General features: G+C 33.7%; 21 protein-coding genes, 2 other RNA genes and 1 riboswitch. Of the genes, 3 read left to right on the top strand and 20 right to left on the bottom strand.

The genetic code is table 11. The annotated features are described in order from the left end of the window. Positions 1 to 17: 17 nt before the first annotated feature. The 14 genes from ACODS7_RS13675 to ACODS7_RS13610 form a co-directional block, all read right to left on the bottom strand. On the bottom strand, positions 18 to 1,070 hold the full coding sequence (locus tag ACODS7_RS13675) for a glycosyltransferase family 4 protein (RefSeq protein WP_098629007.1): 1,053 nt from the start codon (positions 1,068 to 1,070) through the stop codon (positions 18 to 20). Further along, entirely contained in the window at positions 1,067 to 1,867 is an 801-nt protein-coding gene (locus ACODS7_RS13670) for a glycosyltransferase family 2 protein (protein WP_000237686.1), read from the bottom strand. Before ACODS7_RS13670 ends, ACODS7_RS13675 begins: the two co-directional genes overlap by 4 nt. Continuing rightward, the gene (locus ACODS7_RS13665) at positions 1,842 to 3,056 is read right to left on the bottom strand and encodes an O-antigen ligase family protein (RefSeq protein WP_243169342.1); all 1,215 of its coding nucleotides are present in this window, start codon (positions 3,054 to 3,056) and stop codon (positions 1,842 to 1,844) included. The genes ACODS7_RS13670 and ACODS7_RS13665 overlap by 26 nt, the downstream gene beginning before the upstream one ends. A 3-nt stretch (positions 3,057 to 3,059) precedes the next feature. Next, the gene (locus ACODS7_RS13660; RefSeq protein WP_029441879.1) at positions 3,060 to 4,496 is read right to left on the bottom strand and encodes an oligosaccharide flippase family protein; all 1,437 of its coding nucleotides are present in this window, start codon (positions 4,494 to 4,496) and stop codon (positions 3,060 to 3,062) included. 57 nt (positions 4,497 to 4,553) lie between these two features. After that, positions 4,554 to 5,192 (bottom strand): sugar transferase, encoded by a 639-nt coding sequence (locus ACODS7_RS13655; protein WP_016082220.1) that lies wholly within the window; start codon positions 5,190 to 5,192, stop codon positions 4,554 to 4,556. A gap of 18 nt (positions 5,193 to 5,210) precedes the next feature. Further along, positions 5,211 to 5,831 (bottom strand): CpsD/CapB family tyrosine-protein kinase, encoded by a 621-nt coding sequence (locus tag ACODS7_RS13650; RefSeq protein WP_016082221.1) that lies wholly within the window; start codon positions 5,829 to 5,831, stop codon positions 5,211 to 5,213. Then, on the bottom strand, positions 5,818 to 6,561 hold the full coding sequence (locus ACODS7_RS13645) for a YveK family protein (protein WP_016082222.1): 744 nt from the start codon (positions 6,559 to 6,561) through the stop codon (positions 5,818 to 5,820). Before ACODS7_RS13645 ends, ACODS7_RS13650 begins: the two co-directional genes overlap by 14 nt. Further along, a complete protein-coding gene (locus tag ACODS7_RS13640) occupies positions 6,562 to 7,755 on the bottom strand; it encodes an acyltransferase family protein (protein WP_098629009.1) in 1,194 nt (397 codons plus the stop codon). Between the two features lie 286 nt (positions 7,756 to 8,041). Next, positions 8,042 to 8,182 (bottom strand): FbpB family small basic protein, encoded by a 141-nt coding sequence (locus tag ACODS7_RS13635; RefSeq protein ID WP_001228048.1) that lies wholly within the window; start codon positions 8,180 to 8,182, stop codon positions 8,042 to 8,044. A 355-nt stretch (positions 8,183 to 8,537) separates the two neighbouring features. Beyond that, on the bottom strand, positions 8,538 to 9,404 hold the full coding sequence (locus tag ACODS7_RS13630; protein WP_000757072.1) for a 5'-3' exonuclease: 867 nt from the start codon (positions 9,402 to 9,404) through the stop codon (positions 8,538 to 8,540). Positions 9,405 to 9,536: 132 nt separating this feature from the next. Continuing rightward, positions 9,537 to 10,262 carry a P-type ATPase actuator domain-containing protein gene (locus tag ACODS7_RS13625; protein WP_029441876.1) on the bottom strand — a complete coding sequence of 242 codons (726 nt, stop codon included), beginning with the start codon at positions 10,260 to 10,262 and terminating at the stop codon, positions 9,537 to 9,539. Positions 10,263 to 10,597: 335 nt separating this feature from the next. Further along, positions 10,598 to 10,763, bottom strand: a riboswitch (M-box (ykoK) riboswitch). A gap of 213 nt (positions 10,764 to 10,976) precedes the next feature. Beyond that, on the bottom strand, positions 10,977 to 11,363 hold the full coding sequence (locus ACODS7_RS13620; RefSeq protein ID WP_000606857.1) for a DUF350 domain-containing protein: 387 nt from the start codon (positions 11,361 to 11,363) through the stop codon (positions 10,977 to 10,979). Beyond that, complete coding sequence (locus ACODS7_RS13615; protein WP_043935520.1) at positions 11,360 to 12,595, bottom strand: glutathionylspermidine synthase family protein; 1,236 nt, start codon at positions 12,593 to 12,595, stop codon at positions 11,360 to 11,362. Before ACODS7_RS13615 ends, ACODS7_RS13620 begins: the two co-directional genes overlap by 4 nt. Positions 12,596 to 12,598: 3 nt before the next feature. Then, positions 12,599 to 12,910 carry a hypothetical protein gene (locus ACODS7_RS13610; protein WP_000169030.1) on the bottom strand — a complete coding sequence of 104 codons (312 nt, stop codon included), beginning with the start codon at positions 12,908 to 12,910 and terminating at the stop codon, positions 12,599 to 12,601. 83 nt (positions 12,911 to 12,993) lie between these two features. On the opposite strand from ACODS7_RS13610, the gene ACODS7_RS13605 reads away from it, so the two are divergent. Next, positions 12,994 to 13,443 (top strand): hypothetical protein, encoded by a 450-nt coding sequence (locus ACODS7_RS13605; protein WP_025688552.1) that lies wholly within the window; start codon positions 12,994 to 12,996, stop codon positions 13,441 to 13,443. 54 nt (positions 13,444 to 13,497) lie between these two features. Here the strand turns inward: ACODS7_RS13605 and ssrS (ACODS7_RS13600) are convergent. From ssrS (ACODS7_RS13600) to ACODS7_RS13580, 5 genes are all read right to left on the bottom strand, one after another. Next, positions 13,498 to 13,681, bottom strand: a non-coding RNA gene (gene ssrS, locus ACODS7_RS13600) — 6S RNA. A gap of 21 nt (positions 13,682 to 13,702) precedes the next feature. Next, a non-coding RNA gene (gene ssrS / locus ACODS7_RS13595) (6S RNA) lies at positions 13,703 to 13,885 on the bottom strand. A 116-nt stretch (positions 13,886 to 14,001) separates the two neighbouring features. Next, complete coding sequence (locus tag ACODS7_RS13590; RefSeq protein WP_243169155.1) at positions 14,002 to 14,835, bottom strand: sulfurtransferase; 834 nt, start codon at positions 14,833 to 14,835, stop codon at positions 14,002 to 14,004. A gap of 2 nt (positions 14,836 to 14,837) precedes the next feature. Continuing rightward, the gene (locus tag ACODS7_RS13585) at positions 14,838 to 15,110 is read right to left on the bottom strand and encodes a YpbS family protein (RefSeq protein WP_000451820.1); all 273 of its coding nucleotides are present in this window, start codon (positions 15,108 to 15,110) and stop codon (positions 14,838 to 14,840) included. Between the two features lie 30 nt (positions 15,111 to 15,140). Continuing rightward, complete coding sequence (locus ACODS7_RS13580) at positions 15,141 to 15,599, bottom strand: GNAT family N-acetyltransferase (RefSeq protein WP_016082228.1); 459 nt, start codon at positions 15,597 to 15,599, stop codon at positions 15,141 to 15,143. Positions 15,600 to 15,671: 72 nt separating this feature from the next. On the opposite strand from ACODS7_RS13580, the gene ACODS7_RS13575 reads away from it, so the two are divergent. Beyond that, entirely contained in the window at positions 15,672 to 15,926 is a 255-nt protein-coding gene (locus tag ACODS7_RS13575) for a DUF3931 domain-containing protein (protein WP_000369740.1), read from the top strand. A gap of 3 nt (positions 15,927 to 15,929) precedes the next feature. On the opposite strand, the gene ACODS7_RS13570 is transcribed toward ACODS7_RS13575, so the two are convergent. Continuing rightward, a complete protein-coding gene (locus ACODS7_RS13570; protein WP_029441873.1) occupies positions 15,930 to 19,589 on the bottom strand; it encodes a dynamin family protein in 3,660 nt (1,219 codons plus the stop codon). Between the two features lie 550 nt (positions 19,590 to 20,139). On the opposite strand from ACODS7_RS13570, the gene ACODS7_RS13565 reads away from it, so the two are divergent. After that, entirely contained in the window at positions 20,140 to 21,303 is a 1,164-nt protein-coding gene (locus ACODS7_RS13565) for a DUF418 domain-containing protein (RefSeq protein WP_098629010.1), read from the top strand. Positions 21,304 to 21,365 lie beyond the last annotated feature (62 nt).

The following is a 21,365-nucleotide window of genomic DNA, read 5'->3' as shown; positions in this document are numbered from 1 at the left end:
ACAAACGACCTACCCGGTCATTTGTTTAACTCATATATATTTTTCGTTTCTTCTATCATTTTAGTTAACGAGAAATACCTCACTGCTTTCTCTCGTGCTTTCAATCTAATATCATTTACCCTTTCTTCATTCCCTTGTAGTTCTTCAAGTGCACTTGCGAATTCAGATTCGCAATATTCAGATATCAAAACACCTGACTCTCCATCTATTACCGCTTCATTTATTCCGCCAACATCTATTGAAACAATTGGTGTCCCTGTAGCCATCGCTTCAATTACTACCATTGGAAACACTTCACGAAAAGATAATAAAAGTAAGGCATCCATATTCCCTATAAACTCATGCGGCTCTGAAATATTCCCTATCATCTTCACCCTTTGCTGCAATCCATATTTTTCTATTTCTTTCATAATCGATTCTTTCTCTGGTCCATCACCAGCAATATAAAACATAAAATCATTTCTCTTTTTCAACACATTTGCAATTTTGACAAATAGTTGATGGTTTTTCTCTTTGGATAATCTAGCTAATATCCCTATTTTATATGTAGGTTCTTTCTTTTTCTGCTGGAATAAAAACTTTTCAATATCGACACCGTTATAAATTGTATTTATTTTTTCTTCTGCTACATGAATTGAAATTAAATTATTCTTTTCAAACTCACTTACTGTAATAATATTGTTTACATATTTATTCATGAAATAACGAAAAAGCGTTGGCATTTTCTTTTCTAATATCGTTATATTATGTTTCGTATAAACAATTTTCATCTTTTTTTTAATAAACTTTTGAATTAGAAAAGCATATAATACCATTCGCAAACTATTTGCATGAATAAGTTCTATCTTTCGTTTACAAATTTCGTTTCGTAAATAATAAATATTTCTCAAATGATTCCATCGACTAAGTAATATAAAATTTTCTTTTCTAGTAAGAGATTCATATAGTTCTCCATCACCTGCAGCTGTATAAATCTTAAAATCATCATAACGCAAATTACTTTCCAATTTACAGAAATAGCTTTCGGCTCCGCCAGTTATCAATTTATCTGTCATCAACAGTATATTCATAATTGCGTCTTCCCAACTACATTGATTTTATTTTTTTTATAAGCATGATAAGCATACTTACTAAAATAGTAAAAAATTTGCACCGAATTCAGTCGTTCTTGTTCCCTTAACAATTTCCAATACCGAAAAGCTGCTCTAATTTTATTTCTAGAAACAGAATTTGTAACAATTCTATATTTTGCTAACACTTGCTGTATCCCTTTTGCTTCATACCCTTCATGTAATAAGTTCAGCCATAACGCTGTATCCTCCGGCTGTATACTAGGCATTTCGACATACGGAATTTTTTCACGATCAATCATCACTGTTAAACACCCGATAATTGTATTTCCTACTAAATAATGATAGTCAACAGATTTTGGTACACTCACTTCACGATTTAATTCATTACCATTTTCATCAATTAAACTATACGACGCATATGAAAAAGCTATATTCATTTCTTCCATAAATAACAATTGTGTCTTCAATTTATGTGGCAACCATATATCATCACTATCTAAAAAGGCAATGTACCTTCCTCTTGCCTCTTGGATCGCTAAATTCCGAGCTTTAGCAGCACCAACATTTTCTTTTAATGATAATAACCTAATTCGTGAGTCTCCTTCTATTATCTCTTTAATTTTTGCGGCAGATTGGTCGGTTGAACCGTCATCAACGATAATCATTTCCCAGTTTTCATACGATTGATTCTGTACAGATGAAATTGTCTCACCTATAAATCGTATACTATTATAAGAAGGTGTTATTACAGAAACATAAGGCGGCTCGTTATGTGCTGATAGACATTTTACCATCTATCTTTCCCCTTCCTTCATATATTGAAATATACTTCACAACAACTGCTAAAAATAAAAAGAACGCTTCGTTAATAATAAGTGACAATGACATCATCTGAAATAAAAATGCAATCATAGTCAATAGAAGATATGGTTTTTCACGAAACAAAGTATGCTGCGCTAGCTTGAACATTAATATGAATAAAAACGCGCTATATAGAAGAAAACCAATTGTACCCGATTCAGACAAAATTTCTAAAAATGTATTGTGTACATATAATTTTTCATTAAATTGATACTCATAATAATTCGAAAAGTTAAAAGCGCCAATTCCAATATATGGATTGGATAAATAATATTTAAAAGCAGCTTCCCATAATGTAAATCTACCACTTCCATTATCATGAGAAAAATCAGAAATTCGTTTATTTAATATGTCATCTAATTGGCCCCCCATTACACTGTTCGATAAACTAAAAATAACTACACTAAACAATACTAAACTCATAATTATTTTTATTTTTTTGGCGAAACTAGACATACATATATATACAAAAACGACAAGCACAAGCGCTAATATACCCCCCCTTGAAAAGGTTAATAGACTCGTCGTAACACATAAAATTAACCCTAGGATGTTAGTGATATTTTGTAAATTCGTCATATAGTACATAAAAAATATTGTATTATAGAAAATAAAAATGTTAGGATCATCTAGCAATCCAATTAACCGTGGATATCCTCTATCCACTAATAACCCAGCAAAAATTTCTCTCTCTTCTCCACCGTATAAACTAAAGTATTGTAAACCGATTATATAGAGTATTAGACTTACAACATTAAATACTACTCCTACATAAGCAATAGATGATTCAAGTACCACTATTTCAGTATTCCCCAATAAATTCCTCATTATAAAATAGCATCCTAAAACGAGTAGCACGCCAAAAATCATACGAATACTAGCATTTAAATACATAGAAAGAATTCCACTTAAACAATAAATGAAATAAAACAGTAAAAATACAACTTCATGAAAATATAACTTTTGAATATGCAAGTTTTTAATTGTTAAACAAAAATATATGACTAAAAAAATCATATATATCTTCAATGAAAATCCAATATATAAATTGTATTTACTTAACATAACAAATAATATTAGAAAAATAATCCATCCCATCGATACTTTCATATTATTTTCCATAGGCTATATCCCCTGTTTCGTAATATAATCCTTTTTGCGTATTTTTCTTATAAAAGAAAGAAGAAGTTTTTTCAGCTCATAATCATATAGGAATATGGCAGCTACTACGATTAGTATATTAAGAACAAGCGCAATTAAATGATATGTATGCAATATATATTGCACTCCAATAAAGGTTACACCAAAATAAATTGTATACGGTATTACAATTTGGAATACAATTTTTTTCTTCACTACACTTACCGCTATGTATCCCACTAAAGCGACGATTTCAAATAAAACCATAGCATATGCCGCTCCTATCACTCCACCAATACTACTAAAGCTATAAAGCATAACCCCACCTATCACCAATGCTACACACTGCACAACAGTCCTCTTATTTTGACATCCACTCGTCGTTAAACCGTCAGCAATGGCAATATTTAAACTTTGTAGCACAATAAGAAATGATAATATTTGGAGTGGTTCTACTGCATTGCTCCATTCTTCATGAAAAAATATAGAAATAAAGTATGGTGCTAAATGATATAAACCGATCGTCATACATATTCCTACAATCGCCATTGATTTAATTTGAAGTAAATTTAATTTCGTATGCTCTTCTATATTATTCTGGTTATAATGCTTAAAGAGCACTGGAAAAAATGCACCTGCAATCACCCCTGGTACTTGATATAAAGCTGCCGGCATCCGGTACGCCACTGCAAAAACACCTACCATACTTAATGGTAATGTATAGTTAAGCAAGATAGGCGCTAATTGTGGCGTACTCATTATTAAAAAACCGCTAATAATAAAGGGAGTTAATTGCCAAAATAACGCTTTATGAATTACGACTTTCATATTCATTTTCGTCTTTCTTCTCATGATATATATACTGAATAAACCACCAATCATATACCCAAAAGCATATAAGCGAGCCGTTACATACACCGATAACTCTCCGAAAATACAAAAACATGTAATTATAATGACAACTGATGCTGATACAACTTTTATGAGCGCTATATACTTCATACGTTCCGTCAGTTGAAAATAGACAATCCCTATGTTTTGCCAAGTTAATCCTATTAACATGAAAAACATTACGTTTATCATCATATAAATTAAATTTTTATCCGCATACATATAATGAATAGCAATATAACCGATGATAGAAATAAAAATAAGTAAAATCATCCTTATTTTTATATACGATGATAAAATCTTCTCTAAATCTGCCCCATCCTTTGCACCTTCTCGAAGAAACGTATTACTAAGTCCTAAGTCTGTAAAAAATAACATAACAAACGTCACTGCTATGGCAACACTAAACATCCCATAATGTTGTGCGTTAAAAAAGTTTGCTAAAATAATTAAACTGACAGCCTGAAGAAGGTTAGCTAAAATCGTACTATAAAATAGATGGATAATATTATTTAGAATAGATCTACCCATACCAGTTCTCCTTTGCAAGTAACCTACTTACATATGTTGTTTTGTTTGCATATAAATTTATCTTGCACCATTACCGTTCAATACAATTAAAACGGTCTTACATAAAATACGGATGTCCATCCGAATCGTTTTCATTTCAATATACTCCATATCCAGCCTCAACTTTTCCTTTGGATCAAGATTATATCCTCCATTTATTTGTGCCCATCCTGTTAATCCTGGTTTTACCATTAAACGATCCTTAAATTCTGGAATATACGTATCAAATTCATTATAAAAAAACTCTCTTTCTGGTCTAGGGCCTACAAAAGACATATCTCCTCTTAAAATATTTAAAAGTTGCGGTAATTCATCAATTCTCGTTTTCCTTATAAACAATCCAACTTTTGTAATTCTTGGATCATGTTCTTTTGCCCATTGTGGGCCATTTATCTCAGCATCCTTTACCATCGACCTTAATTTAAATACATTAAACTTCTTCCCGTTTATACCTAAACGTTCTTGAAAGTAAATTGGAGCCCCTGATGTTTCTAAAGTAATCATAATACAAAAGAACAACATAATTGGTATCGTTAATAGTAACAATATGAGTGAAAATATAATATCAAACAAGCGTTTTACACTTCGATTCAATATGCTAGGCTTCTCTTGAGCCGGAATCGTATACAACTTGGCTTGATTTGTTTCACGAATCATGGATCGTTACCCCCACATTCAAGAATATAAAATTATACCTATTAATTCACATTCTTTCCTATTTATATCAGCTATTACTTTTTGCACTGTACGTAGTGAATCTTTTCGCTTTTTAACTGCTAAGACCACTCCATCGCATTTCCCTGCAATAATGTGCGTAGCAGGAAGCTCAAATACTTCAGAAGAATAAAAGAAAATGTAATCAAAATCTTCTTTCCACTTAGCAATCGCATTATCAAATTCATCCATAGCAACTAAGGGCGTCCCTGTGTGTACTGTTTTTTTTGCAGGAATACAATATAAGTATTTAGACAAATTACTAGAAAAAGATTCATAATTACAGGGGGAAGAGCTTATGATATCATTTACTGTTATCATGTGATCACTTTGTAATAATACATGTAGTTTAGGGTCAGAAAAATTCACATCAATAAGTAATACCTTTTTCTTCATTTCCGCAAACACTAGACCCATATTTACTATAAGCGAGGCAACAACCCCTCTGTCCTTCGTTGAACTAACTGTGAACAGTTGTTTTCCAGATTTTTTCAACTCGTGATACACCGTATAAAACTGCTCTTTCATCAGATCATCATGCAGATCGAATGGCAGCTGTTTCTTTGTCCTAAACATCGACATGTTCACCTCGATATATAGATGATTGTTTATCAAACTCTGTAGGTTTCTTTTTTCTATTCGGTTTCATATTTATGTGACCAATAACAGAGACTGTTGTTATTTTCTCTAAATCCTGTTCCACGTATATACGTTCATCAAAATAATCTCGAAATACAGCTAAACCTATCCCAACAAAAAAACTAACAATTAAAGAAATAGGAATAATCAGTTGAAATTTCGGAAACAATTTTTCAGCCTGTTCCTGTAACTCAGGATCAGTCAATACTTTCACTCCTTGTACATTTGTGTACTGTTGAAAGCTTTTTTGTGATTGCTCTGCCAATGTCTTTACAATGTCTTTCACGACTTTCGGATTGGAATCTTTTACTGTAACAGTTACAATTTGTGAGTTGTCCGTATTCACCACCGAGATTTTTTGTGCTAATTCATAACTTGATTGCTCTAATTTCAAAGTTTTTTTGACTGTTGAAATAATTAATGGGCTTTTTAAAATATCGACATACGATGTTACTAGTTGCTTATTTTCTTGTGTTTTATTTGTTGAATTTTCCTTATTAAACTCATCTAAATTCCCAACAAGAATTTGCGTTGAATATTGATATGACGGCTTTAAAACATACATAGAGATAAGAACTAAAGAAGCGGTTAAACAACACATCGTTAAAATAATCGTTACGAATCTTCTTTTCAATAATTGTTGAAAATCTTTTATACTCATTTCTTGCTTCAATTATTTCACCGCCCTTTTCTGAATAACATCCTGCAAGTCACTCTTTACAGTTAACCCTTTCTCCTTTCTATCCACTTGTTTTGTTACATACTTTCCGACTCTAAATGCAAATTTTTCTACATATATATACGAGAGCATTGCAAATATAAACGAAAAAATAAGCGAGAAAATTAAAATAATAGGCAACGGTAATATTTCATGGAGCATGTATACAAGGGAAAATAACGATATAATATGATATAAATAAAGACTGTAAGAAATCTTCCCCAAATATAACAAGTATTTATTACGTAGCAAGGACGACAAAGTTGATATTGACAAGCTTAATATAACAAATAGACATGCACTTATCGCCACTACGTAGTCTCGAAATATAAAATTATTGAGCACTTTAATTTCTCCAATAAGTCCTTCATACATAAAAAGTAAAATCGCAAATAAAAACCATGCAATTTTCGTGTTTTTAGTACAATTACTATAAAAAACTATTAAATTATTTTTATACTTCGCAACTAGTGCTCCTAGTAAAAACAGCACCGTGTAATGCAACGTTAACGCATAGCTCGTTAACGTTAAGCCCGAGCGAAACAAAAATAATATTACGACAGAACATATACTAAAACTAAACAATAATAGTAATGAACGCCTTAACGTTTTTCGTAAACAAATCATCAAAATTAACGGAAAAATTATTGATATTCGCATTTCATGGACAAGTGACCAAATCACACCGTTATATGCATCTGTATTATATTTCCCAACCAATAAAATATGTTGCGCTATTAAGCTTGGAGAACTTTCAATCGTCCATGAGCGATTAAACCATTCACTTAAATAAGAAATACCATATTCACTAATTGTAGCCTGGCATATAATAGCTATAATTAGTGCCACAATATAGGGAATATATATTCTGCATATACGTTTTAAAAGGTATGACCCATAGCTACTATAGGTTTTTTGAATAGATTCATACAAAACAAATCCGCTCAAAACAAAAAAGATAATAACAGATTCGTTACCACTACTAAAAATAAGACGAGCAGGCGTTTCTTTTAATAGATACACAACAAATGGTTTATTATCTTCATAACTGTAATTTTGAAATGCTGAAAAAATCATTAAATGATGACCAATCATTACTATTAATGAAGAAATCCCTCTTATAGAATCCAATTCTTCGTATCTCTTCATCTTTTTACATCAACTCCTAATGAAATGATAATAATCATTTCAAAGCGACATCTTTATTCATATTCCTCTCCTTTCTTTTCATTCCAATTTTTCATATTAAAATGATTTTATAGTATAAATTTGAGTGTATTGTAACATTTTTTGTAATATTATGAATAGCGAATCTCAAAAATTGGTATATACCAATTTCAACCTCGAAAAATGAGTAATATTGATAGAAAAACACTATAAAAATATCTTGCATATTTACATAAATTAAAGAGATGAATAGCGTTTTTTATTTTATTTAATTACTGGCACCACTATATGCTACATGTCGTTTCTCAATTCTCTCTTCAATTTCTTTCATATTTTCTTTATTATTTAATAGTGATTGTTTATTTTCAATTAATAATTGTTTAAAAGATTTTCTCACTTTTTTTCTCATTTTCATTGTCCTCCTTGGGGGATGGTTTATATAAAAGATAAAGAATTATCTGTGTGTCCTTATAATAATTGATTGTTGTGAATTCTATTTGAACTTCATATGAAAATTCCGTTTATTTTCTGACAACTTTGTGAACACGAAAGAAAGACTCTCTAAAACTATGTTGAAATTAATTCACTTCATTATAAAAATTACTATTCCCATCAACTTTTATCATTATATCTTGTCGAAACATTTATATATTTAAAATTGAGTTCGACATAATTTTATTTACTATAATACTGTTTACAAAAACAAAAAGAAGGAGTCACCAAGTCAAATTTCGACTTATGCAACATCCCTCTTTCCAAACTATTTATAGCATATTTATTAATATTTCAGGTCTTCCCCAATTCATTTCTTCACAAACAAATCTAAGTTTTTCTTCATCCATTGTGTGTAATCCCTCTTCTAGTGAACATGAAATTGGAACTTCACAGTGAATTTGTGCTAATTGCAACGAAATATTTAAGTTCTCTAAATCACTTTCAATCTTCGTACGCTGCGCTTTTGTTAATGATTCTACATTTTCTAGTACAGCGGATACTGTTCCGTGCTCTTGAATAAGCTTATACGCTGTTTTTTCACCGATACCTTTTACACCTGGATAATTATCACTTGTATCTCCCATGAAAGCTTTTGCATGGACGATTTGCCACGGCTCTACACCTTTTTCTTCCATAATTTTCTCCGGTGTGTAATATTCGTAATTTCCAATTCCTTTACGCAGAAGCATAACTGTAACGTTCTTATCAACAAGTTGAAGTAAATCTGTATCACCAGTTAAAATATAAACTTCAGCTTCATTGCAATATTGTTTTGCAAGCGTACCGATACAATCATCGGCTTCGTAGCCTTTCATACCGATAACTGGAATGGATAATTTCGCAGTCATTTCTTGCACTAAATCAAATTGAGGAATTAATTCTTCTGGTGGCGCCGCACGATTTGCTTTATAATTCGAGAACGATTCTGTTCTAAATGTCGTACTTCCCATATCCCAGCATGTAACGATATGTGTTGGTTCGATCGCTTGCGTAGCTGTTAACAAGTGTTTCATATAACCATGAATCCCGTTCGTAGGGGTTCCATCTTGTCGTTTCATAAATTGTCCGTAGACACTTGTTGCGTAAAAAGCACGAAATAATAGTGCCATACCATCAACTAATAATACTTTTTTCATAATTCCTCTCCTATTAAAAAAATAATAACCTCACGTTATCACGTAAGGTTATATAAATAGATTACCATTCTACGTTTTTGCTCAACTTTGTCTATTATACATGGTTTTTGTATATTTAGCACCATTAACACATTAAGACATCCTACTACAACAAGTATGCAATATGCCTGAATACGTATTTTTCCCAGTAGAAACAACGACAGCCTTTGCATTTCCACTAACAATATGCGAACCTTTAAAACATACATTTTCAAGCTCAAGTGGATTATAATCTTTCATCCGTTTTAATGGAATAAATCGTTTACGTTCAAGGTGATAGCAGCTTTCAAACTTCTCTATACTCGCTTCGTTTCCCGTTAACACAGACTCATTCACTAATAAATCATCTGCATAAATAATACGTACATCAGCTGGCACAGCATCTCCAGCCGAAAGAAAAATCATATCTCCAGGTACAAGTTCTTGCACTGGTATCTCCATCATTTTCAGTTCACTATTTAGCCCTGTACTACTAGAACATTCTACTCTAGATACAGTAATCGTTTCACGTTGTAATTCATCACACACACGTTGTTTTGAAAAACCTGGAATCATGCCACCAAGCTTCATCATTACTTCTGCAAGAATTGCTCTTTTTGAAGTTAGTTCATTTCGGCCATATACTTGAATACGTTTTTGCGCCTCTTTCATTGATAGTCCGTCTCTTGTTGTTTTAAAATATGCAAATACAGATTTTACATCTCTTGTTGCAATTTCAATTAATAAATCTTTATTTTTTTGGAGCATTGTTTGTTCTTTTATTGATTTTTTATTTAGTTTATATGACGTGTTACCCACAGTTTTGTTTGCATATAACATATTATCGTCTCCTCCTTTACAACATAGGAAGAAACGCTTTGTTTCTCAATTTATCCACTTTGCTGTGAAAGTGTCTAGCGCTTTATAAACGCTACATTGTGATAAATATAGAGGGAGGAACAAATCGTTTCCTGCCTACATCATATATTTTTGATTTGAAGTATATGGGTAACGGAACCGAGTCAGAATTTGACATGCTCCTCACCTCCTCGTTTAATTTTATATTTTATACTATGATATTACTCATAGCTTGGTAACAAAAAAGACCCCTACCCTTAAGAGAGTAGTGGCCATTACATACACAAATAAACGATTTCTAATATAATTAGAAATCTACGGACCTCTCCCTCGCCGAGTTTTAGCACTGTATAGCATAGGTACATTACCAGCTACGTTAAGAAAAACCTTAATTCGATCATTCCTGTTGACCCATTGGCGTCTCTCGACATTTTTGGGCAGTAGCATTTCTCTATACAGGAGCCTCACCTAACAGAGACTTATTTTCATTACATTGAAAATGTTACTCTTATTTAAATTAGATGTCAACAGTAGCCTACAATTTTTTCAAAAGGTATGGCAAACTAACGTATATAAAGTGAAACTTTAATCAGTGGGGGTTTTGTTCATCCCCCACTGATTATTAGCCCTCACCAATCGGGCTGCCCGGCAAATAGCGGGATAAAATAAAAAACTTTACGTTTAAACGTAAAGTTTTTAATAAGTTATACAACCAGCGATTACAATCCCAATTGAAAGCGATAAAAACATAAGAAAAAGACCGACTGCTTGATTATCTTCTTCGAGACTTTTGTTTATATTAAAGCGTGGTGTAAGCCACTCAGCTAAATAAAAGACGATAATTTGAGCCAAAATCCCAACTGCTCCCCACGAAATCATATCAAGAAGTGAAATTGAATTAGCTGCTGTCGAATATAAAACAATAGCTAACCCAAGTAATCGTCCTCCAAGCACATAGCTTACCGCCTTATTCCCTTGAGCCATTAACTTAAATTCCTTAACTTTCGTTGTCACTTCCATCAAGAACAGACCAATACATAAAAGGCCGAGTGTTACTGCTAGATATAATAAAAAATTAATCATTTTTTCCCCCTCCTTTTTATACCTACCGGTAAATAGTACGATTCATTTCCTGTAATCTTTTCTCCCGCGCGAATACCGATACTACTCGCTTTTCCAGCAATTAAAAACGAACCAAACACATACGACAGTTTCTCCATCCCTTTTTCTGTTTCCAAGGATACGACTGGAAGTTCTATATACTTTTGAAATATCGGCAGTGACGCTTTATACGTTTGGTGTGCATTTTGAAGCATAATATTTTCGTCTTTATCGCGAATCGTAATTGTATCTCCTTCTCTCCCAAATGAAGGTTTTTGAACGAAAGAACCTTTGCCTAAAAATAAATCTGGTTCTAAATATGTAGGTAACATATATTCTTTAATCCACTGTTGTTCCTCATTTGTATAAAAGGCCTCTTCTTCTGCTAACCCCCAAATAAGACACTGAATTGATTTTGGCTGAAGTAAAAATGCTGACAAAGGATTTATTATAAAAAGCTTTCCGGCTTTTACAAGTTGTAACAGTTCCACACCTACCAAATCTCCTGTTTCAGGATCTTGATCCTCAATTAAATCTTCTATCGGATATGTTTGGCGATATAAAACATCAATCTTCGCCCCATCTTTATCGACTAGAGCATCTTTCGTAATTCTAAGTTCTGACATTGGCACTACTTTATTTTCAACATGGCATAACTGACTCAAATACTTAGTCGTATTCCAATCCTCAATATGTTCATGATGTGCTGTAAAAACAACATTTGGATTGTCTAATCCCTTTGTCGCTTCCATTACGGCTTTCGTAACACCAGAAGATAGTAATCGTTCTTGATCCGAGTTTGGATCATCATATCCTAGGTTTTCACAAACTTTTCCATTCATTTGAAAGCATTCCATAATAAAAGTTGGTGTATCACTATTAAACTCAAGCATTTTAATTTGGTTATCGTCCGTTATAACGAAATCAAATCGTGAAATAACAGATTCAGGATATAATTCTTTCATTCTAATGAATGATAAGCTCGCAGGAGGAAAACCAAGCTCAAGAAGCTGTTCGTCACTTAAATTACGTAAAAGTCTAGCAGTCTTAAAAAATATTTTCCCCATTCGTTCAGTAGCTAATTGCAATTGTTCCAAAGTCTGATTTGTTATAGAAAAAACATGAAACAAACTATACTCACATTCATATAAATCCGACCAAAAATTTGGATATTTCAAATAAAACTCTTTTCGATTTCTTATGTATTGCGACATATTTTAGCCCCCAAATCCTCCCTTTGAACCGCTTCCAATTCCACCTTTAAATTCAGCAGACGATTGATACGATTTAAACGCCGATGAATTTTTAAAGGTGGACTTATTTTGATAGTATCGCCCACCATAGAAATAATGCCCACGATAACCTGAACTACTATCATCACACTGCCATACCCCAAGTTCATCATCCCAATCCCAATCAGAACAACTATTATCATTCGGTTTTGGGGGAAGATCTTGTGCGCAGCCAAATAAAGTGCCAGTCATTAAAGATGTTACGACACCACCTACTAGCCATTTCGTTTTTGTCACCTTCGCACTCCCCTTTTTAAATTATATTTCTATTATATAAGACGGCATGATAAAGTAGAAGAAAAAGGAAGAAGAGGGATTAAATGCGCTTAGAATATCGACTTAATGATGAAACAAAAGGGTATCCTGCTTTATGGAACTACGCAAATATTTCTAATTCTGAAATTATCGCACGCATGACTTGTGAATATTTTATTAAAGAGAAAAATACTTATGTTGTTACTGCAACTTCGGTTGATCCAGACGGAACAGTAGTTATTTATATTCAAAAAGAAGTTTTCGCAAATGACCCTTCAGACCCTACATACTCCTACATCGGTTTTGAAATTAGAGAACTAAGTGAAACGAGTTCAAACATAGTAGATAGTCAAGATGTATGGAACTACGAAGAAATTTTACCATCTCTTCATTCAGATATTATATATATTCAGCGAGACGGCATGTCTATGGAATTCTCCTTGGATTCAAGAGAGATTGATGAAGACAGAAAGTGCTACATTTATTACGGAAACTTCACAGGTGAATCAAGATAATATTGATATATCTATGCAACAAAAAAACCTTACGTATAAAACGTAAGGTTTTTATATAGCCCCACATATGCCGTTCTCTCTAGATGTCCATAAACCTGCTCTCACAGGTGGATGCTCTCACAAATGTTTGTAACTTCCTTCTTAAAAAGATGGCATGTTAGCTACATTTAAATATTGAACTTCCATATTAAACTTATTGGTTTAAGACATGCATAAGCTACGTACACCGTAGGAATTTTATATAAGGTTAGTTGAAATAAGACCCCCGCACGTGCCGCTCCTCGTAAATGTCCAAAAACCCGCTACTCGCAGGTGGATGCCCTCACAGTTACCGTACATCTTCCTCCACAAGGAAGGCTTGATGATGGTCGCTAAATATTGAGCTTCCGTATAACTAACATCGGTTTTAGACATAAATAAGTTACGCACACCGCAGGATGTATTATTTACTTGTCGTTATATTATCACATTGTTTCTAATGTGTAAAATACAAAGTTTTTCGAGCAATCTCTTGCTTGTGACCTTATTTTAATACAAATTATTTTTGCATGCAAGTGATTAATCTTCTTCTTTTGCAATTTGATTTTCTGGATAAGAAATCCAATCACTCCAGCTACCTGCATACAATTTAACATTTTGGAATCCAGCCAATTTTAATGCAACGATATTTGGACATGCCGTAACACCAGAACCACAATATACAATGGTTTCCTTATCTTTCGACAGGTTTTGGAATCGTTCTTGTTGCTCAGCTTCATTCTGAAATTGTCCTGATTGCAACATTCCATCCTTCCAAAAATAATTTACTGCTGTCGGAATATGTCCTGCTTTATGATCGACAAGTTCCTCTACACCAGCATAACGTTTTGGCTCTCTTGAATCAATTAACGTAACATCTGCACCTGCCTGGATATTCTCTCTTACTGTTTCCATCGATACAAGCATCTGATCTTGTATGTTTGTTTTGAATGTTTTTCGTATAACAACAGGAATTTCCGTTGTTGTCGGTAGTCCATTCTCTTTCCAAACCGGGAAACCACCATCTAATATATATACTTTCTCATGTCCTACATAGTTACATAACCACCATAAACGAGCAGCATTTGCACCAGCTTGACTGTCGTACGCAATTACTGTCGTATGTTCATCAATACCAACCTCCGAAAGCTTGTCCGCAAACTCTTCAATGCTTGGCAACGGATGGCGGCCACCATGTTCTGCTATAGGACTTGATAAATCTAAATTCAAATCAAAATATAACGCATGAGGAATATGTTCTTCTTTATACTTTTCTCTACCCCAATTAGGCTTCGCTAAATCAAAACGACAATCGATTACACGGACGTTCTCATCTTCTATATGCTCACGTAACCATTCGACTGTAACTATCATCTTTAACGACCTTCTTTCTCTTGTAAACGACTTACATACTCCATAACCATTTCTTCTGTAACATATTTACGCTGCAAGGTAACACCATTTTTTGCAAGATCATTAATTTGCTTTGTTACAACATTAATGACATCAACCGAAAATTCTTTCCCATTTGACGCAAGAGATACGGCTGCTTCAATAGCTGCTTCACGCTGCGCATCTAATTGTAAACATGCTTTTACACTTTCATTTTGTTTACGAGAATGTGCTGTAATTGCTTTATGTACTTCCATCTTCTCTTCCCCCTAAATAAGTTATACGTTCTAATTCAATTCCATTGCAAGCCGAATCATATCACGACATACAATCCCATTTTCAATAATCTCTTCTTCATAATGCTTTGAAAAGTAATCAAAATCAATAGAAAAAATACGAAATCCACATTTTTGATATAAAGCAAGTTGTGAAACACTAGAATTACCTGTACCAATTTCAATTTTGGACATACCATATTCCTTAGCTGTTTCTACAGCATGCTTTAATAGCTTCTTTCCAATACCTTTTCCTTGCATATGTTCTACAACCGCAATATTCATGATTTCCATCGTCTTCGGCCTTGTTTCCAAAAGAACATACACACCGATGACGCTGTCCCCTTGCTTTGCTACGTATGTTAACCCTCTTTGTACATATGTAGCTATTTGCCGTTCACTTGGATCAGCAAGTAGCAATAAAGACTTCGGTATAGCCTCTTTTAAAATACGTTCTATTACAAAAGACATAAAAAATCCCCCCATCTCTATTGTTCTAAACCCTCCTTGTCTACCATAAATAATAGAAAGGAGGGATTCACCATGGACAACAATGAGAAAAAATGCAACGTCATCTCTATTGATGGAAAGAAGAAGAAAAGCGACACGTATTCCTACCCAAAATTAGTAGTAGAAAACAAAACATATGAATTTTCTTCATTCGTCTTATGCGGTGAAACACCAGATGGCAGACGACTCGTTCTTACTCATATGATTTCTACCGATGAATTTGCTGGATTTGTCAAATCTTTAGATACTGTACTGCAAAAGAAAATTGAACGAATCTTTTTCTCATAACGACTATATAACATAAATTTCTTTTTCAATCTCTACTAACTGCTTTTGCAATTGTTCTTTACTTTGTTCATATAGAGATACATCGATCGTTTCAGCCAATGCAAACAATATACTTTCATAATAGTTCATCACATCTTGTTGCATCACTTTTTGGAATAAGTTCCACTTCATATCCCATTCTTGCTTATAATGATGAACAAATAAATCTTTTTCATCGGCTACATAGTTTGATACGAGCGGTTCTAATACAGATTTAGCGTCTTCTTGCATAAAAGCTTTGTCATTCTTTTCAAAAAAGCTTTTCTCATTTTTAAAATGTGCCAGTGCTTTTTTGAAATCTTTTATTTCAACTGAAGGGAACGGTTCTTTATGTGTAATATCTTTATATTCATACTCCACTGTTCCATTCATAGAAATTGATTGATTTTCTACTTTACAGTTCACTACAATTTCGTCCTTTGCACGCTTCATCGCTTCGTCTATCCATTTTTCAAGACGTAATGATGTCGCACGCATTTCTTGTAATAAATCATGCTGAATAAATGCTACCAATTCCATAACACACTGTTGCAATTGTGTTTTCACATTTCCATCCGTTCGAAGTGACGCCGGATTAATAAATTCAGTAAACACATCGTTATAGCGTAGGAATAGACGCTGTTGCACGTAATAAAGCAACTCTTTCACTTCATTTTGCATCGCCTGTTCTTCAGCAAGTACACTATATGATGAAATGATATGAAGTAGTTGATCACGCTCTGCTTCATATTTTTTCGTTTGCTTCTCTTTCTCTTCATTCCCCTGCTTTGCACCATTTATCATGTTTACTAAAAGCTGATCTGCCCCTTGCAACGCACCGTATAGAGCATGCACAGAAACAAGCATTAAATCTCTCATCATAAAGGACGTAAATGATTCCTCAAACTTAGTAATTCCAGAGTTTTGTAAAATACCATACTTCTCTTTTTCAACATTCTTTCCTTGTTTCTCTTCAAGCGCACATAAACTTGAAATTGCAAATAAACGCGGATTTCTAATACCGTATTGCAGTAGCTGATCTGCGATATAACCTTTTACCATTTCAAGTTCTTCTTCAGACTCTGCTAAATCCGCCGCATTAATTAAGAAGAACATTTTATCAAGGGCAAAAGTATCCTTTACACGACCAAGCTGAATTAAAAATTCACGATCAGCACGAGAGAATACATGGTTATAATATGTTACAAATAAAATAGCATCTGCGTTTTTAATATACTGGAATGCAACATCCGTATGGCGAGCATTAATAGAATCCGCTCCAGGTGTGTCTACAAGCGCTACTCCCTGCCTTGTTAAAGCACAATCATAATAAAGCTCCATATACTCAACGAAGCATGATTTTTCTTCATTCGCTACATAATCAGAGAACTCTTCTAATGTGACTTGTACTTGTTCTCCTAAATAAGTAGAAACTGCATCATACCCTTTTTGTACCGCTCGTAAGAAGCTAAATGTTGTTTTTTGCTTCCCAGTCGGTGAAGGATATTTCATAACTTTATCAATTTGTGCTAACGCCTCATCTAACGTAGTAATCTCATAATGAAACAGCTTATAAACAGCTTTCATATCTTCTAATAGAGCTTGCTTTGATTTGAATTGAACCATTACTGTTCCGTGTGGTTTTTCCTCTGTAACCGGCAAAATTTGATTAATCGTTGCCGTCGTCGGATTTGGTGATACAGGAAGTACCTTCTCACCAAGTAAGGCATTGGCAAATGATGATTTCCCAGCACTAAAAGCTCCGAATAACGCTACTGTAAATTGTTTCGTTTCCACACGACGCCTTTTTTCTATCACCTCTTGCTGTACATGTTTCAGCGCTGGCAATGGCTCTAATATCATTTCAGCTTTCTTCACTTTCTCTAATATACGCTGAATATTTAAAGCTGCCGTTCCTTTTATCTCTTCTTCATGAGCCGCTACGTTATCATTTACCATTTCCTGCTCTTGTAGTGTGAATTTCTCACTAACAATTTGTTTTTCACGTTGCAATATCTCCTCTATTTGCAATCCTTCTGGTGTAGCAACACGCTCGTGCCAAACATTTTGTAAATAACTTTCATATGTCTCTAAATTGTTACTGTATTGTAATTCCGTCTCTTTTGCCGTTTGCAACATCGTATATTTTTCAATCTCTTCTTCCATACGAGCAACTGCTTCCTTCACTTTTTGCTTTAAAACGACTGCACTTTTATCAAAAATTTGCTGTGCTTTTGTAAAATAACGTTTCTTCAGTTCATTCGCTACATCCGCTGTATAAAGAAGTAAGTAATCACCTGTGAAACCTGCACCTTGTTTAATGACTTCAGCTAACATTTCTGGTCCAAAAGCAATTTCTAAAGCATATATGTCTTTCCCAATTTCCTCCGTGAACAATCCTTCTTCTTTTAAGAAGGCTACAATAAATTCTTTCACATGAAAATCAAGTTGCGTTTCAACAGTCTTTTGAAGGGCAGAATAAAACGCCTCTACACGTCTTTGTTTTTCTTGCTCCGTCTTTCCTTTCGCAAATAGCAAACCAACTTTAAACTTTGTTAATTTCGTTTCTAAATATGCATTTGCCAATTCTCTCATTTCAAATGGCATTAAATACGCGTTATCTAATATAGCTTGTAAACCTTTTATAAATTCGTTTCTCACATGAGATTCTTTACTAGCCTCGCGATGTTTAGTTTCCGTTAGCTCTTCTTTCTTTTCAACTATTTCTGAAATCGAAAGCGGTGATGCTAACTCTTCCTCATATGTCAAAAGAGCTTTTTCATTTTCAGAAACAATAAACGAGAAATGTTCTCCCATTAAATGTTCTGTTTCTCGCTCCATTCCCTCTCTTACATACTGCTCTTTTTCTTTCATAATAGAAGTAATTAATGTTTCTAAACTTCCAATTTCATTATGTGGATGGTTCATCATTCGTAATGACGTATAATAAACTCCATCTACTTCAATATCCCAGTTAGAGAACGATTGTTTCACACTATCTTTATAATCCTCAAATGATAATTCGTTTTCTTTATGTTTATCTATTTGATTTACAACGAGATAAACCGTTTTATTACGTTGTTTCAATTCTTTAACAAATTGCAAATTCACTTCCGATTGGACGTGATTATAATCCATCATATAAAAAATTACGTCTGCTAGATGTAGCGTTGATTCTGTCGCTAGTTGATGGGCATCATCTGTTGAGTCAATCCCTGGTGTATCAACTAACATAACACCCTCAGGAATTGGTGCATCATTCCGATAAATATGAACACCAATTACCTCATCGCCATCTTTACAAATTTGCTTTAATTCTTCTGCTGAATATGCACCGTCATATTCGTACTGTTCTCCAGATTTAATCGTAACAACAACACGATCAAATCCCTTTTCAATTTTAACGACGTTAGCGCTTGTCGGAATTGGACTTGTTGGTAACAACTGCGCTTTATATAGATGATTCATCATCGTTGATTTCCCTGCTGAGAAGTGACCGCAGAACGCTATCATAAGCTGCTCTCGTTTATATTTTTGAATTACTTCAAACAACTTTAAGCTATTCTCTGCATCGCCGTGTTTTTGCCACTCTTCATAAAAACAAACAAGTTTTTTCATACCGTTTGTCTGTACTATGTTTGTCATCCCCTTGTTCCCCTTTATCCAAGATGTATATACTTTTCCCCGCTAATTGCGAGCTCATAACCAGTGAGAGTTACACCTACCCATTGATTACAGTTTCACTTTACTATCATACTAAATTTTCAGCATATTCTCATTAAAAATAAAAAATCCCTTTCATTCTTTTTACAAATGAAAGGGATTTTATGTCATATCACTCATTTTGCTGTTCCTACTCCATTTAAAACATACTTTGCAATAACTGCATATACAGCAACTGTACCTGCTACTAATGCATATACCATACTCATGCACCAACCTTTTTTTGATAATGATTATCACTTTTGAATACATTTTATCATTAAAGAGAATCATTATCAACACTTTCCATAAAGAAAGCTCCTTATAAGAAGGAGCTTTACTGCCTGTTTTGAAAAAGGTTAAAACTTGTTGTGCACTCTTATTATATCTCATCCTACATAACTTAACAGTTTAAAAAAATGGAAATATCCCCTATCCCCTCCATCTTACATTTTGTATAATAAAAGGGAATTACTTAACAAGGAGGAAAAAAATGACACAAAATCTTACACAAGGCGAGAGGATACACTCCATTGATATTATTAGAGGAATAGCTGTACTAGGTATTTTTCTTGTAAATTGGCCTGTTATCGCCGGGGTTGACTCACGTGATCTTTCAGGAGTTTATGAGGGGCTAGATAGCTATATCCGTCTATTCTACGATATGTTTATTCAAACAAAGTTTTATACTATCTTTTCGTTTTTATTTGGCCTAGGATTTTATATTTTTATGACTCGTGCTGAAGCGAAAACAGATCGTCCAAAAACTTTATTTGCTCGTCGCTTACTTATTTTATTATTATTTGGTTTCTTACATTACGTTCTTCTATGGGACGGAGACATTTTACATACGTATGCAATCGCTGGATTTTTCTTATTTTTATTTTATAAGAGAGAAGCTCGTACCATTTTAATATGGGCAATCGTTTTATTAAGTATTTTTCAGTTTCTTATGCTAATTGCTAGTATTGGTATTGCCTTCATGCCAAAGGAGGAGCTTGGGTTATCCTTACCAATCATGCCACTTGAAGACTGGGTGTCACAAATACAAAATCGTTTCCATGCATTTTATGCTGATGGAATTAGACTAAACGTATTCATGCTACCAGAAACAGTTGGGCTATTTTTACTTGGTTTATATGCCGGTAAAAAGGATATTTTCCGCCGTACGAAAGAGTTAGATCCAAAGCTTAAAAAATGGCAAATTATTATGTTCATTTTAACATTGCCAATGTGGTTCTTCATGGTCCGTTATTTCTTATCAAAACCATCTTATGAACCAATTTATATGCAGGCCTTTACAATGTTTAGCGGCAAAACATTATTCATATTCTACATTTTCACGCTCATGCGTTTATTACAAAAAGAAAAATGGCAAACATTATTACGTCCATTCCAATACGTTGGACGAATGGCATTAACAAATTACATCTCGCATACAATTGTTACATTACTTGTATTCGGGCTATTGTTTAAAAATGATTATCTTGCTCCACTATGGGTTGGACCACTATTCTGCATTAGTTTCTACACGTTACAAATCTTTATTAGCCGCTGGTGGCTTTCACATTACCAATACGGGCCACTTGAGTACATTTGGCGTCTTGGTACTTACGGGAAAATGATGCCACTAAAAAAGAAAAGCAAGGTCTCATAACGAGACCTTCAGAGTGTTGGGAAACCCTTTAGGGGTTCCCAACATTCTGGAATCATTTTGAT

This window comes from Bacillus sp. FG16 (assembly GCF_057809515.1).
The sequence above is the reverse complement of the archived record's forward strand: the minus strand, read 5'-3'. Positions and strand labels throughout refer to the sequence as shown.